The sequence below is a fragment of the Rhizobium hidalgonense genome (genome assembly GCF_002914525.1).
Lineage (GTDB): Bacteria > Pseudomonadota > Alphaproteobacteria > Rhizobiales > Rhizobiaceae > Rhizobium > Rhizobium hidalgonense.
Map to the genome: position 1 here is coordinate 112,658 of NZ_LODW01000049.1, position 13,319 is coordinate 125,976.

14 protein-coding genes are annotated in these 13,319 nt (G+C 62.8%); 5 read left to right on the forward strand and 9 right to left on the reverse strand.

The window, feature by feature from the left end:
• Positions 1 to 5 precede the first annotated feature (5 nt).
• From ATY29_RS12670 to ATY29_RS12685, 4 genes are all read right to left on the reverse strand, one after another.
• Positions 6 to 632 carry an exopolysaccharide biosynthesis protein gene (locus ATY29_RS12670; RefSeq protein ID WP_097536517.1) on the reverse strand — a complete coding sequence of 209 codons (627 nt, stop codon included), beginning with the start codon at positions 630 to 632 and terminating at the stop codon, positions 6 to 8.
• A gap of 26 nt (positions 633 to 658) precedes the next feature.
• A complete protein-coding gene (locus tag ATY29_RS12675) occupies positions 659 to 961 on the reverse strand; it encodes a hypothetical protein (protein WP_003569393.1) in 303 nt (100 codons plus the stop codon).
• A 42-nt stretch (positions 962 to 1,003) separates the two neighbouring features.
• Entirely contained in the window at positions 1,004 to 1,987 is a 984-nt protein-coding gene (locus ATY29_RS12680; RefSeq protein WP_097536491.1) for a TerC family protein, read from the reverse strand.
• A gap of 217 nt (positions 1,988 to 2,204) precedes the next feature.
• Complete coding sequence (locus ATY29_RS12685; protein ID WP_003569398.1) at positions 2,205 to 2,681, reverse strand: YcgN family cysteine cluster protein; 477 nt, start codon at positions 2,679 to 2,681, stop codon at positions 2,205 to 2,207.
• Positions 2,682 to 2,897: 216 nt separating this feature from the next.
• On the opposite strand from ATY29_RS12685, the gene ATY29_RS12690 reads away from it, so the two are divergent.
• The 3 genes from ATY29_RS12690 to ATY29_RS12700 all read left to right on the forward strand — a co-directional run bounded on the left by ATY29_RS12690 (position 2,898) and on the right by ATY29_RS12700 (position 6,483).
• A complete protein-coding gene (locus ATY29_RS12690) occupies positions 2,898 to 5,084 on the forward strand; it encodes a transglycosylase domain-containing protein (protein ID WP_037092265.1) in 2,187 nt (728 codons plus the stop codon).
• Positions 5,085 to 5,354: 270 nt separating this feature from the next.
• Positions 5,355 to 5,942 (forward strand): DUF1214 domain-containing protein, encoded by a 588-nt coding sequence (locus ATY29_RS12695; RefSeq protein ID WP_003569402.1) that lies wholly within the window; start codon positions 5,355 to 5,357, stop codon positions 5,940 to 5,942.
• Entirely contained in the window at positions 5,935 to 6,483 is a 549-nt protein-coding gene (locus ATY29_RS12700) for a DUF1254 domain-containing protein (protein WP_097536493.1), read from the forward strand. The genes ATY29_RS12695 and ATY29_RS12700 overlap by 8 nt, the downstream gene beginning before the upstream one ends.
• Positions 6,484 to 6,547: 64 nt before the next feature.
• On the opposite strand, the gene ATY29_RS36865 is transcribed toward ATY29_RS12700, so the two are convergent.
• On the reverse strand, positions 6,548 to 6,715 hold the full coding sequence (locus ATY29_RS36865; protein WP_165779423.1) for a hypothetical protein: 168 nt from the start codon (positions 6,713 to 6,715) through the stop codon (positions 6,548 to 6,550).
• A gap of 537 nt (positions 6,716 to 7,252) precedes the next feature.
• Between ATY29_RS36865 and ATY29_RS12705 the strand changes: the two genes are divergently transcribed.
• Together ATY29_RS12705 and ATY29_RS12710 are read left to right on the forward strand one after the other, a co-directional pair.
• Positions 7,253 to 7,459, forward strand: a complete 207-nt coding sequence (locus ATY29_RS12705) for a hypothetical protein (RefSeq protein ID WP_003569406.1) — start codon at positions 7,253 to 7,255, stop codon at positions 7,457 to 7,459.
• Between the two features lie 250 nt (positions 7,460 to 7,709).
• Complete coding sequence (locus tag ATY29_RS12710) at positions 7,710 to 8,759, forward strand: DUF2336 domain-containing protein (RefSeq protein ID WP_097536495.1); 1,050 nt, start codon at positions 7,710 to 7,712, stop codon at positions 8,757 to 8,759.
• Between the two features lie 21 nt (positions 8,760 to 8,780).
• On the opposite strand, the gene ATY29_RS12715 is transcribed toward ATY29_RS12710, so the two are convergent.
• The 4 genes from ATY29_RS12715 to ATY29_RS12730 form a co-directional block, all read right to left on the reverse strand.
• On the reverse strand, positions 8,781 to 9,125 hold the full coding sequence (locus ATY29_RS12715) for a DUF1491 family protein (protein ID WP_097536497.1): 345 nt from the start codon (positions 9,123 to 9,125) through the stop codon (positions 8,781 to 8,783).
• A 61-nt stretch (positions 9,126 to 9,186) separates the two neighbouring features.
• A complete protein-coding gene (locus tag ATY29_RS12720) occupies positions 9,187 to 10,632 on the reverse strand; it encodes a methyl-accepting chemotaxis protein (protein ID WP_097536500.1) in 1,446 nt (481 codons plus the stop codon).
• 154 nt (positions 10,633 to 10,786) lie between these two features.
• Positions 10,787 to 11,710: a peptidoglycan-binding domain-containing protein gene (locus tag ATY29_RS12725; RefSeq protein WP_003569410.1), complete on the reverse strand. Its 924-nt coding sequence runs from the start codon at positions 11,708 to 11,710 to the stop codon at positions 10,787 to 10,789.
• Positions 11,682 to 13,223 (reverse strand): sensor histidine kinase, encoded by a 1,542-nt coding sequence (locus ATY29_RS12730; RefSeq protein WP_003569411.1) that lies wholly within the window; start codon positions 13,221 to 13,223, stop codon positions 11,682 to 11,684. The genes ATY29_RS12725 and ATY29_RS12730 overlap by 29 nt, the downstream gene beginning before the upstream one ends.
• Positions 13,224 to 13,319 lie beyond the last annotated feature (96 nt).

Consider the following 13,319-nt stretch of genomic DNA (forward strand, 5'->3'; position numbering starts at 1 on the left):
CTAAATTAATAGGCAGCGACCAACATCGCCTTGATAAAATGAAGCAAAGCGACGGTCACGCCGATGGTTGCCGATGTGAGCAGCAATCCGATCAGGGTGACGAGGCCGTCCCGCTCCATCAGGGCGACGGCCAGGACCACCAACGAGAACACCGGCAGAATATTGCCGAACGGGATTGGCAGCGCGATCACGACCGCGAGCAGGAAGACAGGAATGCCCAGCAGCGCCTGCACCTTCGGGCCTGTGAACAACTCCAGCCGGCCAGCGCGCACGACCTTCTCCACCCGGGCGATCACCGGAACCGCATGACCCACGACGAGATCGAGTGCGGCAAACGAAACCTGGCGATCGCGGACGACGGCCGGCAGCCACACCTTCCGGCCGCCCGCGACGATCTGGAGGGAGACGAGCGCCAGCGCGGTGCCGAACACCATCCCGAACGGGCCGGGAATCGGGGTCAGCGCCGGGATTGCCAGGAACAGGATGGTGAAGGCGATGCTGGTTGGGCCCATCGCCTCCAGCGCCTCGCCGATCGAGAGGCCGCCCTTCGCCCGGGCGAGTTCCAGCATCTCCCGAAGCCGCGCGGTGGCCACACCCCGCGTTGCGCCTCTATATAAGTTCTGATCAGACATCATACGGTCCATCCGGGCCGCTGCCGTCACGCAGCTGCGCCGGCCCCATTCAAGACGCCGATGATGGCTGCGCATTGCGGGTCCCTGCCATCGAGAAGCTCGACCGGCGAGCTGTGGCCGATCGCGATACTGACGACCGTGGCCGCCGCCCAACCGTAGTCGCCGGCGGCACGTTTGATGAGCTGCGGCCCCTGGGATGCCAGGCACGCCTGGGATTGGCTGACGATCTCCACGGGAAACCGGGCGCGCTCAACCTGTTGCTGTATCTCAGCCTGCAGCGGATCGACGACGAGCAGGGCAAAAATCCAAGCGATGAAATTCGAGATCATATCTGTTTCATTCCTTTGTTAACGTGTCCGTATGCCGCCCGCTCAGGCGGGCTGCTGCGGACCCCGCGTCTTGAGGAGGCTCCAGACCACGCCGGCAGCGATGATCGCGAAGGTAATGCCAAGCGAGAGCGCGGCCGGGAATTTTTCGAGACCCAGGAGATCGGCGAGGAAGATCTTCGAGCCGATGAAGATCAGCACGATGGCGAGCGCCGGCTTCAGGTAGCGGAAGCGATGGATCATCGCCGCGAGCGCGAAATACAGGGCGCGCAGGCCGAGGATCGCGAAGATATTCGAGGTGTAAACGATAAATGGGTCCGTGGTGATGGCGAAGATCGCGGGAACAGAATCGACGGCGAAGATGACGTCGGCCACTTCGACCATCACGAGCGCCATGAACAGCGGCGTGATAAACCAGGTCATCCTGCCCGTCTTCGGGTTTTCCTTTTTGACGAAGAACCGCTCGCCGTGATGTTCCTCGGTGACGTTGAAGCGGCTGCGCATGAAGCGGACAAGCACGTTCTTCGAGACATCGGGCTCAGCCTCTTTCACGACCATCATCTTGATGCCGGTGACGATCAGGAAGGCGGCGAAAATATAAAGCAGCCAGGCGAATTCGGCGACCAGCGTCGCGCCTACGCCGATCATGATGGCGCGCAGCACGATGACGCCGAGGATGCCCCAGAAGAGCACACGATGCTGATAGAGGCGCGGCACGGCGAAGAAAGAGAAGATCAAGGCGATCACGAAGACATTGTCGAGCGCCAGCGTCTTTTCGACGACGAAGCCAGTCATATAGGCAAGGCCGGCCTCAGAACCGAGGTACCACCATACCCAGCCACCGAAGGTCAGGCCGAGGGCGATATAGAGGGCAGAAAGTTTGATGCTTTCACCGACGCCGATTTCCTTGTTCTGCTTATGAAGAATACCGAGGTCGAACGATAGAATGGCGATGACGAGGACGAAAAAACTCGACCACATCCAGAGCGGCGTTCCCAGCCACTCGGTGAACAAAAAAGAGAGATTCAAGGATAGGCCCCTGTCGGCACTGGTTGTCGGAGAAGAGGTCCGACATCGCAAGAGTGCCGAAGCTCTCGCCAGAGGGGCCCGGACCAGCGGGTCGAACCGCAGGTAAGGTCTCACTTTTCAATAATCAAGCGGCCACCAGTGCCAATTTCATCTGTCGCGCTGAGGCATGCGCAGCGCGTATGCATCATTCGCCCCGCGAGAAAAAGCCGGGGCCGGATCAGGCTTCCTCTTCGTCCTTCTCCTCACCCACGGTCAGCGGCCAGTCGACGACATAATCCTCGAGATCGTCGATATCGATCTCGGTTTCGCTAATGCTGCGGCCACGCGCGGAAATGCCGGCAGCATGAACGGTTTCCGGATCGCCGGAGACGAGCGGGTGCCACCAATAGAGATCGCGGCCTTCACCAATTAACCGATAACCGCAGGTCGGCGGCAGCCAGGCGATATCCGGCACGTTCTCCTTCGTCAGCTGCACGCAATCCGGCACGAAATCCCAGCGGTTCTCATAGCTGGAGCAGCGACAGCTTTCGCCATCGAGCAGCTTGCAGCGGACCGAGGTAAAATAGATATCGCCACTATCCCATTCCTCGATCTTGTTGAGACAACAGAGGCCGCAGCCGTCGCAGAGGCTCTCCCACTCGGCGACGGTCATTTCGGCAAGCGTCTTGCGCTTCCAGAAGGGCAGATCGATCATCGTTCGTTTCTTGCAACAGCGGCCCGCAAATTCGCGTGACCGTCAAGCATCTCTCTTGTTATCGGCGGCAAAATCAATCAATTCTTCAGCATGCTCCTGGTACCGGAGCATTCTCTCCCGATATCGGAGAGCTTTGCGGCCATATGGCGACCTCGCGCTTCGTCGCTTTCCCACGGCCGGACATGAGTGAAGCGCGATCAGGCGGGAATACAGGACGTGCAGGATCCGGACAACCCTGAAAAGGGATCTGAAAACGGGCCAGAAAAAGCGGCGAATGACACGGCGGGCAAGCGGCCGGCGAAGAGCCGTCACATTCTGCTGCGGATTGATTCCTGGATCGATTCGACCGTCTGGAACGCCGGCTTCCGCGCCGCCGAGATCTGGGAAGACATCACCATCTTCTTCCGGCGCTTTCGTGTGCGCGGGTGGAAGCGCATGGTCTTCGAACTTGCCGGTGAAGGGCTGACGCTCGGGGCGGCCGGCTCGGTGTTGATGCTGCTGCTTGCTCAACCGGCCTTCGAGGCGACCAAGGAGGACTGGCGCAACCGCGGCGATTTCGCCGTCACCTTTACCGACCGCTACGGCAACGTCATCGGCCATCGCGGCGTCATCCACCAGAATTCCGTGCCGATCGACGAGCTGCCGGATTCCTTGATCAAATCCGTGCTTGCCACCGAAGACCGGCGCTTCTTCGACCATTTCGGCATCGACGTGATCGGCCTCTTCCGGGCCATGGTCACCAACGCCCAGGCCGGCGAAGTCGTGCAGGGCGGCTCGACGCTGACCCAGCAGCTCGCCAAGAACCTGTTCCTGTCCAACGAGCGCTCGATCGACCGCAAGGTCACCGAGGCATTCCTGGCACTGTGGCTCGAGGCGAACCTCTCCAAGAAGGAAATCCTCTCCACCTATCTCGACCGCGCCTATATGGGCGGCGGCACTTTTGGCGCGGCCGCGGCGGCGCAGTTCTATTTCGGCAAGAACATCACCGATGTGAACCTTGCCGAATCCGCCATGCTCGCCGGCCTGTTCAAGGCGCCGGCGAAATATGCGCCGCATGTCAACTTGCCGGCGGCGCGTGCGCGCGCCAACGAGGTGCTGACCAATCTCGTCCAGAGCGGGCTGATGACCGAGGGCCAGGTGATCGCCGCAAGGCGCAACCCTGCGACTGTCGTCGACCGCAACGAGGTGGAATCGCCCGACTTCTTCCTTGACTGGGCCTTCGACGAGGTGCAGCGCCTTTCGCCGCGTTTCCACCAGCATTCGCTGATCGTGCGCACGACGATCGACATGGGCATCCAGCAGGCGGCCGAGGATTCGGTCGAAACGTCGCTGCGTGAATATGGCGAGGCCTATCACGCCAAGCAGGGCGCCATGGTGATGATCGAGAACGGCGGCGCGGTGCGCGCCATGGTCGGCGGCCGCGATTATGGCGAGAGCCAGTTCAACCGCGCCACCCGGGCGCTGCGCCAGCCGGGCTCCTCCTTCAAGGTCTATACCTATGCATTGGCGATGGAGAGCGGGATGACCCCGCAGACGACGATCGTCGACGCGCCGATCTACTGGGGCAACTGGAGCCCGCACAATTACGCGAACCGCTATGTCGGACGCATCACGCTGGAGACGGCGATCGCCCAGTCTATCAACACCGTGCCGGTGCGGCTTGCCAAGGAGAAGCTCGGCATCCAGCCGATCCGGGCGATGGCCAAGAACCTCGGCGTCGAAACGCCGATCCGCGATGACGTCACTATTCCGATCGGCACTTCGGAGGTGACGGTGCTCGACCAGGCGACCGCTTATGCCACCTTCCCGGCCGGCGGCTACCAGTCGCGCCGCCACGGCATCACCCAGATCCTCGATTACGCCGGCGACGTGCTCTACGATTTCGACCGCGACGAGCCGGCCGCCAAACGTGTGCTCTCCGAACAGGCCGATGCCTATATGAACCAGATGCTGTCGCGCGTCCCCTATGTCGGCACGGCGCGAAAAGCGGCGCTTGATAATGGCATCGTCACCGCCGGCAAGACCGGCACGACCCAGGCCTATCGCGACGCGTGGTTCGTCGGCTTCACCGGCAACTACACCTGCGCCGTCTGGTTCGGCAATGACGACTACACCTCGACCAACGAGATGACCGGCGGCTCGCTGCCGGCGATGACCTTCAAGCGCGCCATGGACTATGCCCATCAGGGTGTGACGCTCCGCGCCATCCCCGGCATCGAAAACCCCCTGCCGTCGGAAAAGGATCTCGCCAAGACCGCCTCCGCCAAACCGCAGGACGGATTGCCGCAGCTCATCCGGCCGCGCATGCTCTCGGTGCAATCGACCGAGATCCTCAGGAGGCTCGGCGAGAAGCTGAAGAATGCGGCCCCGCTGGCGCCGGCGAAGGTGGCGAGCGCGGAATAGCTGCCGGCGTCTCGCGCAGATTCCGAAAATCGTCGACCTTGAGAGATTGCCGATACCCGCCCGTCATCCGGCTGCCACCACCTTCGCCCCGTTTACGGGTGAGGGGCAACCGTTCGCACGAACCACACAGCCATGCTGCAAGAGGCATGGCTGCTTTGCCGGACACACCATAACCGTGGATCAATAATCGCCTATGTCACGGCGCGGCATTCCACCCTGCCAGAATCAGTGGTAACCCTTTCATCTGATATGGTTTCCAAGGTCATTAACGTGTTTCGATTTCCCCTGTTCATCCTGGTCACGCTGATCGTCGCCTTCGGCGGCGGGATCATGATTTCGCTGTATGCGCTGGATGCGACACAGGGTTTCGGGGCGATCAAGCTCGGTGCCTGGGAGGCCTTTCCGGCGTTGCAGACGGTCGATGCCGATCCTTATGCCAAGTCGCACCGGGCGCGCGCCGGCAAGCTGCTTTACGGCAGCGCCGAAGGCCTGACCTTCACGGCGAGCGTCGACGACGACGGCGCGCGGCTGAATGCAGGCTGCCGCTACCGCATCAGCGGGCAAACACCGCCTGCCCGGCTTTGGACCCTGTTTACCGCCGACAATGGCGGCAATCCGGCGGCAGTGAAGACCGGGCATCCCTCGGCGCTCAATTCCTGGACGGTGCTGCGCCAGCCCGATAGCAGCTTCTCGATCGAAATCTCCGCCGCGGCGCAGCCGGGCAACTGGCTGGCTTTGCCGGAGGCCGGTACCTTTCGGCTGGTGCTGACGCTGTTCGACACGCCGACCGCCGGCAGCTCCGGGGTGATCGACCTCGCCATGCCGAAGCTCACCAAGACCGGATGCGGCAATGCTTAGGATCTTCTTCGCCATCCTGACCGGTCTTTTCGGTGCAGCGCTGCTGCACCTCATCATCATCCTGTCGCTGCCGCATTTCACCGGCAAGGATGCGGCGACCCGTGTGGAGGCGGAGGGCGACCTCAACAATTTCACCCTGCTCGGCGGCCAGTATGACGAAGCGGGCCTTGCCAATGGCGACCCCTTCGTCCGCACCGCCGTCTGCTCCTTCGACGTCGAGGATGCCCCCGTGCATTTCACCGCCAAGGGCAATGTGCCCTTCTGGTCGATCGCGATTTACGACAGCGCCTCCAACGAGGTCTTCAGCATGAACGACAGGACCTCGGTCGGCGGCGCGCTCGACCTGCTGGCCGGCGGGCCGATCCAGTTGACCGATTTGCGCAAGAACCTGCCGCCGGAATTGCAGCAGGCGATCCTGGTGGAGATGGCACGGCCGGACGGCTATGCCGTGCTGCGGACGCTGGCGCCGCAGGCGAGTTTCGATGAGGCGGCGCGGAACTTCCTGACGGAAGCCGGCTGCGAGCAATTCACCGCCCGCTAGAACGAGAGCGTGATGTCATCCGAAAACCGCTTTTCGGGGACCACGCCCTGGGGTTGAACGGATGCTACTTCTTGTTGACGCGCGGCGCGGACGCCGGACGCGGTTTCGGGTTCTCGATCAACCGCTCGTAGCGGACGCCGGTGAACCACAGGATCTTGGCTTCGCGGAACTCTTTGTCCGGGCGGCGCGGCGCCCGCGGCAGCCGATCCGCCAATGCGACTACTATTGCCATTCTCGTCTCCATGCACTGCCCGAGACGGATGAACTTGCGATGGATTTCACCCTGCCCGCCAATGTGCGAGCCGGCGCGTCCTGCGGTGGCGGAGTGACCGGACCGAGGGCATTCGCGCCTTTCCCACGGCACCTGGTTGAAATACCGTGATCAGGAGTTTCTACGATCCACACACTCAAATCGCGTCGTTCCCATCCGAATTGAGACAGATGACAGTTAACAGTTTACTAATATTCGGCGGATGCCAAACATAGTTCACGTTACTTCCCCTGAAACGCGCGAAGAGTTGATTTGGTTTCATACCGCCCGCTCAAGGTCCCGGCCGGGCATGGAGTATAAAGTTAGAAACAATTCATGTAGTTGACAGGACGCTGCAGACCTACCCAATGGGAAAGGCACGCTGTTGCAAAAATGCTTCATGAAAATATTTAATTGCGGCCGCCTCGCATGCGCGTATGGTTGCTCCAGTCGATCACGTGTTTCCGGGCCCGATCGGCCGCGGATATTCACGCTCTTGCCGGAATGCGGAGGCTAGCGGTGTCTTTGCTGGTGAATTCATATTTCTCGCCTGACGATCTCGACGTGCTGCGCGGTGCGCTCGATGCATGGTGCGCGGAACGGCGCGTCGACATCAAGAGCGTCGAGGCGCAGTATGCGGCATCCGCAGCACTCGACCTGTATCAGGCCGGTCACGACAGCCGCGAAAAGCTACTGGACGCGCTCCGCGATCGCAAGGCCGCCTGAACTTTTCCCCCACCACGCCCGCGATGACAATCGTTAGAGAGGCCTGTTCAAACCGGACTCTTTCTGTTGCCGCCTAATCTTATAGCGACACGCTCCGCGTGTATCCTTCTGTTGCATTTGAATAAAATCTTCAGCATGCATTAACCCTGTCGGTGTAGGATTTGTTCATAACCCATGTGGCCCGGCATGCGTTCCGCCAGCGCATATAGGCCCGTGATTCCCCTTGGTTCGGCGTTTTCGGGGTGTTCTTGTGCGTGACCGGTTTCGAGACCTAGAGGGCCCATTGGCCGTCAGGAAAAAGGACGTGGTATTGATGGCGACGGTCAGCAGTTTCGAGAACCTGTCTCATCCGACACGGTCCGAACTGCGCCAATTTGCCGAGCTATTCATGCCGCTCTTTCAGGCCTCTTCCGACGAGGCCAAACGTCAGGCGGTCGCAGCACTCTCCCAATGCGAAAACATGCCGGCGGCCGTGGCGTTGTTCATCGGAAACCAGCCGATCGAGATCGCCGCCCCTTTTCTAGCCGCCTCCAAGGCAATCGCCGACGATACGCTGATTACCATCGCGCGCACGCAGGGTGCAGCGCATGTCAAGACGATCGTCAGCCGCGATTCGCTCTCGCCGAAGGTGATCGATGCGCTGGTGGCGCTGCGCCAGAGCCAGCCGCGGCCGCCGGCCGCATCGGCGCCTGTTACGGCATCACAGACGGTGCCGCTTTCGCCGGCGCCGGCCGAGACCAACGAGGCGGATGCGCTACAGGAACAGCGGGTTGCCGATGAAGAGGCGTTGCGCGAGCGTATTCTCGGCCTTGCCGGTCATCTCGGTCATCAGGAGGACGACAGGCTCGGCCTCAGAACACTCACCGACATTCAGGAAGCGCTGCTGGTGCGCTTCGCCCGCTCGCGCGAGGCGACGCATTTCGCAACCGCGCTCGCCGATGCGCTGTCGGCCAGCCGCTGGCTTGCCGAGCGCATCATGCTCGATCTTTCCGGCCAGCAGCTCGCCACGACGCTGACGAGCCTCGGCATGGGCTTTCTCGACGCCGTCTTCGTGCTGGAAAGGTTCTATCCGCACCTTGCCGAACAGCAGCACAATGTCACGCGGGGCTGGATGGTGCTCGATGGGCTCGATCCGGAAGAATGCCATGAACGGGTGGACGCCTGGCGCCGCGCCGATCGCTACACCTATAAGCCCGAGGCGGCCAATGCGCCCGCACCTCAGGAAAAGCCGAACCACCGCTTCATCCATCAGCCGCCGGCGCCACGCGACCTGCGTGTCCTGGGGCGGCGGTCCCGCTGAAATCAGCAGCGCCGCCCGCCCTCAGCCATCCCGCGCCAGCGGGATGATGTCTGCCAATTCTTCCGCCTCCAGCTCGACGATCCAGAGATCGGGGTCGAACCGGCGTTCACGCTCCAGCATGGCGCGCACCATTTCCGGCTCGGCCCGTGACAAACGGACTTCGAACAGGCGGTCGCCCGCCTCACCTTCGCCGAAGGCGGTCTGCGGCGCCGGCGCATGGAGCGTTTCCAGGCCGTCGCGAAAATGCTGGCGGATGAAGATCGCGCCCGCCTCCTCCGCACCCTTCTTCTCGACGGCGGCGAAACCGCCGCTGGCAAAAACGCGGCGCAGGAGAGCGGAAACGAAGATGTCGGCGCGTAATCTCATCGGCGCGGTATAGACCGGGCTGCCGTTGGCGGCAATGCGGCGGCAAAGATTGCCCCGGTGGTCAGACCTTGACGGCCAGCCGCAATCCTCCCCAATGCCGTCCGCGGACGGTGATCGGAGCGGAAATATCCTTCATCATCACAAAATTGCCGCCGCCCATGTCGCGCCGATAAGTCTGGACGAGGAATGGCGCTGTGCTGCGGCCGGCGGCAAGGCCGACGCGATCGGCGAAGACGCGGCGATTGCGGCAATTGGCAGTGTTCCAGACAGTGTCGCCGGGCCGCTGCGGCTGCGAGAATTTTCGATTATGGGTGGGGAGGTAGCCGTTTTCGTCGATAGCCGCACAGAAGGCGATGCGCTCGTCCGAGGCTGCCGCGGGTTCCTGAATCGGCGGCAGCAAGCGGTCGGTGAGTTCGGTAAAGGCCGCCATCATCTGGGCCGGATCGGAGCCCGGTATCGGCCGATAGTGCCGGTCGAACAAGGCATCGAGACCGATCTCGCCCGCCGCGACGGCGCGTTCGAAGGCGCCGGAAATCTGCCTCGCCACCGATTGCGCTTCCTCGATCCAGCGGCTGTCGGCGGTCTCGACGCCGGCGCTCGCCGTCAGCTGGATCAGGGTTTCGGACAGGCCGACGACGCTGTCGACGCGTTTGGCCGCCTGCTGCAGCCTCACATTCGAGCCGGCGACCTCGGCCGACATCTCGCCGAGCGTCCCGACGAAGCCGGCGCATTGCTGGTCGACCGCCTCGGTGGTGTTGGCCATAACGGTCGAACTGTCGAGGATGCGGGTGATGACATGTTCCATGCTTTCGAAGGCCCCACGCATCGCCTCCGACTTGTCGCGCACGCCTGCTGCACTATCGCGCGCATCGCCGCCTGCGACCGACAGCCGGTCGATCTTCACCCGCAGTTCGTCCAGCGTCTGCTGGATCGAGCCCGTCGCCTTCGACGTCTGCAGCGACAGCGCCCGCACCTCGGCGGCGACGACCGCGAAACCCTTGCCCGCATCGCCGGCGCGTGCCGCCTCGATCGCGGCATTCAGCGCCAGCAGGTTGGTCTGGCGGGCAATGGTGCTGATCTCCTCGGCGATACCGTCGACATCGGCAAGCGACTTGGAAAAACCGGCGATCTCCGTGCCGATTTCTTCGGAGGACCGAACCATGTGGCCGATCTCGGTAACGGAGCCGGTCAGCCGGTCCGCTGATTCCTTCAGCATCTGGCGAGCCTCGGCCGCCGTGCGGTCGGTCTCACGCAGGGACATAGCCACCGCGCGGTTGGTCTCGGCAATCGACAGGGCCGTCCGGGTGACATCATCGAAGGCGGAAGCATGCCGGGCCGACATCGCCGCCATGTCCTGAATGGCGCCGGCGATATCGACGAGATCGATGCCAAGGGTGGAAGCCTCTTCTGCAAGGCGCAGCAGGATGTGGCGTAACGCCTCCTGATCAGGGCCTCTCGCCTCTGCCGGTTCTCCAGCCAGATCGTCTGTCGCCTTCAACGCATGCATGATCGACGCTCCCCCGTCCCAATCGGAAAAGCTTCAGACAACATGGTTAACAAGTTGCAAACAGCAGCCGCACCTTAGACTTAGGTTGTAAGGCAAAACCGGTCGTACTGCCAAAGCGCGTTGCTCTGTGGACGTCTTCGTCCGGGGACACGCGTTATATCGCGCCGATTTCCTTGAGTTTCTTCAGCACCGCCTGATTCGGCTCGCCGTTCTCGGGCAGGTTATAGTGCTTCTGGAAATGGCGGATGGCCGCACGGGTCTGCTCGCCGGCGACGCCGTCGACGCCGACATTGGCATAGGCCATGTTGGAAAGGCCCTTCTGGATCTTCAGCACCAGGTCGACATTGGTAATTTCGCTTGAGGGGACCTGCTTTGCGGCGGAAGGAGCGGTTTTGACCGTCTTTTCGGCGCTGCGGATCGCTGCTGCGACCGGGTCTTCCGCCGCCGCCTTCGAGCTTACATCCTCGGGCGGCTTTTCCGTGGGAATGGTGGAAGGACCTGATGCATCGGTCTTCAGTGCCGCCAGCACCTCCGGCGTCGGATCGCCGGTCTGGGCCATGCCGACGGTTTCCTCGAAGAAGAGGATGGCCGCACTGGTGCGCGGGCCGATGATGCCGTCGGGTATGCCGTTATAGAGGCCGCGGCGCACGAGCTGCTGCTGGATGTCCATAACAAGCTGGCTCGGCTGCTGGCCGGGCGCGGGGGGCGCCGGCGTTGCGTTGGTGGTGGTCGCGGCATCCTCCGGCCGTTCGATCCGGAAGGTGGTGACGTCGCCCTGTTGCTCCTCGGCCGGGCGGCGGGCGCCAAGCACGTTGGGAGACTGCGGATCGCGAGTGCGGAAAATCGGATGCGGATGCAGACCCGGCTGATACCAGAGCGCATTGGCGGCGACGAAGGAGAAGATGACGACGAAGGTGATCGTGCCGCCGGCAACCGACGGATTGCGGCCGATAACGCCACCGAGCACCGAAGCACCCTGCAGGCTGAGACCGCCCAGGGCGGCTGCACCCGACATCAGCAGGCCCGGCTGCTGCCGTCCCCTTTTTCCCTTAGGCGATTTTCGCTTGCGCGCGGCCATCGAAACGCCCCTCCCCCAATTCTGCACCTGCATTGACCGCGCCCTTCAGCCGCGGCGGGAACTCGACAGTCGCGCCATGACCGGCGTCTTCGGCGATCACGGCGCCCGAGCCATCCACCGCGATCTCGATGGTGATGATCGTGCCTTCCCCGGGCTGGCTGGCGATGGCGAAATGCCCGCCGTGCAGCGCCACCAGCCCCTTGACCAGGGAGAGACCAAGTCCTGTGCCTTCGAAGCGGCGGGTATAGTCGTTCTGGATCTGGACGAAGGGCTGGCCGAGCAAGGCCAGTTTGTCGGCCGCAATGCCGATGCCGGTGTCGCTGACCGTCAGCTTGAGGATGCCGTCGCGGGCCGCCGCATCGACCGAGACGACGCCGCCGGCCTCGGTGAACTTTATGGCATTGCCGACGAGATTGATGAGGATCTGCTGGATGGCGCGCTGGTCGGCGACGATCTCGCCGAGGCCGCGCTGGATCCGGCTCGTCAACGTCAGGCCCTTGGTCTTGGCCTGCAATGCCAGCATCGATTCGCAGGATTTGACCGAGCTCGCTATATCGAAGGCTTCAAGGATCAACTCGTAACGGCCGGCTTCGATCTTGCTCATGTCGAGCATGGTGTTGACGACAGACAAGAGATGCGCGCCGGATTCGCGCACGAGGCCGACATACTCGCGCTGGCGGTCGTTTTCGAACTTGCCGAAATATTCGCCGATCAGGATATCGGAAAAACCGAGAATGGCGTTCAGCGGCGTGCGCAGCTCGTGGCTGACGGCGGCGAGGAACCGCGACTTGGCGTCGTTTGCCGATTCGGCATCGGCGACGCGGTTCTGGGCTTCGGCCCGCAGCTGTTGCTCGACCGAAACATCGCGCAGCTGGGCAATGATGGCCGCAAGTTCGCCATCGGCGTCGCGCCGGGCTGTCATGTCCATTCTGAGATAGGCGAACTGGCGTTGATCGCGCGCAACCGAGGGGCGGTCGATGCGCAGATCGACGCACTCGGCATCCTCGCCCCGGCGCAGGTTATCGAGCGCCTGCAGGAAAAGGATGCGGTCGGAAACATGCACCTGCTCGAGGAAACCTCTGCCCTTGGGATCGCGCATCCAGGCGAGGAAATCGCGCCGGTCGCGGCCGCCGACGGTCGCCACACTGCCATGCGGGTCGAGGAAGAAGACGAGGCCGGGGGTGGCAGCAAGGAAGAAGTCCTCGGCCGACTGTGTGGCGATACCGGCGGACGAGCCCTGGCGGGCAAGCGCGATGCTGCCGACGGCGGAAAACAGAAAAGCGGCGCAGACCATGGCAACCCCTGCCGGCAAGGCGACGGCCGGACTGGTGACCGCCGAAAGACCGATAGGCGCGGCAATGAGAGCGGCCGACGAGAACAGCACGAGGCGGCGCAGGATCGCGAGCTCGCGCTGGCGCACGGCTTCACCGCCGCCCGTCCGGGAGAGCCAGCTTGTCGCCGCCCGGTCTACGAGCGCCGTCACCCAGCCGCCAATGTTACTCAATACTCGCACGCAATACCCGCCCAAAAAGGCTGTCTGTCGATCCGGACAATAGGCCCCGGCGGCTTAAAGAAAGGATAAGGCAAAAGCGCCGTTCACAGCCGGAAA

Excerpts from the sequence above, each read along its gene's own strand:
- ATY29_RS12725 (WP_003569410.1), bottom strand. The coding sequence starts at position 11,710 with ATGGCCGCGCGCAAGCGAAAATCGCCTAAGGGAAAAAGGGGACGGCAG.
- ATY29_RS12685 (WP_003569398.1), bottom strand. The coding sequence starts at position 2,681 with ATGATCGATCTGCCCTTCTGGAAGCGCAAGACGCTTGCCGAAATGACC.
- ATY29_RS12715 (WP_097536497.1), bottom strand. The coding sequence starts at position 9,125 with ATGAGATTACGCGCCGACATCTTCGTTTCCGCTCTCCTGCGCCGCGTT.
- ATY29_RS12700 (WP_097536493.1), top strand. The coding sequence starts at position 5,935 with ATGCTTAGGATCTTCTTCGCCATCCTGACCGGTCTTTTCGGTGCAGCG.
- ATY29_RS12675 (WP_003569393.1), bottom strand. The coding sequence starts at position 961 with ATGATCTCGAATTTCATCGCTTGGATTTTTGCCCTGCTCGTCGTCGAT.
- ATY29_RS12670 (WP_097536517.1), bottom strand. The coding sequence starts at position 632 with ATGTCTGATCAGAACTTATATAGAGGCGCAACGCGGGGTGTGGCCACC.
- ATY29_RS12720 (WP_097536500.1), bottom strand. The coding sequence starts at position 10,632 with ATGCATGCGTTGAAGGCGACAGACGATCTGGCTGGAGAACCGGCAGAG.
- ATY29_RS36865 (WP_165779423.1), bottom strand. The coding sequence starts at position 6,715 with ATGGCAATAGTAGTCGCATTGGCGGATCGGCTGCCGCGGGCGCCGCGC.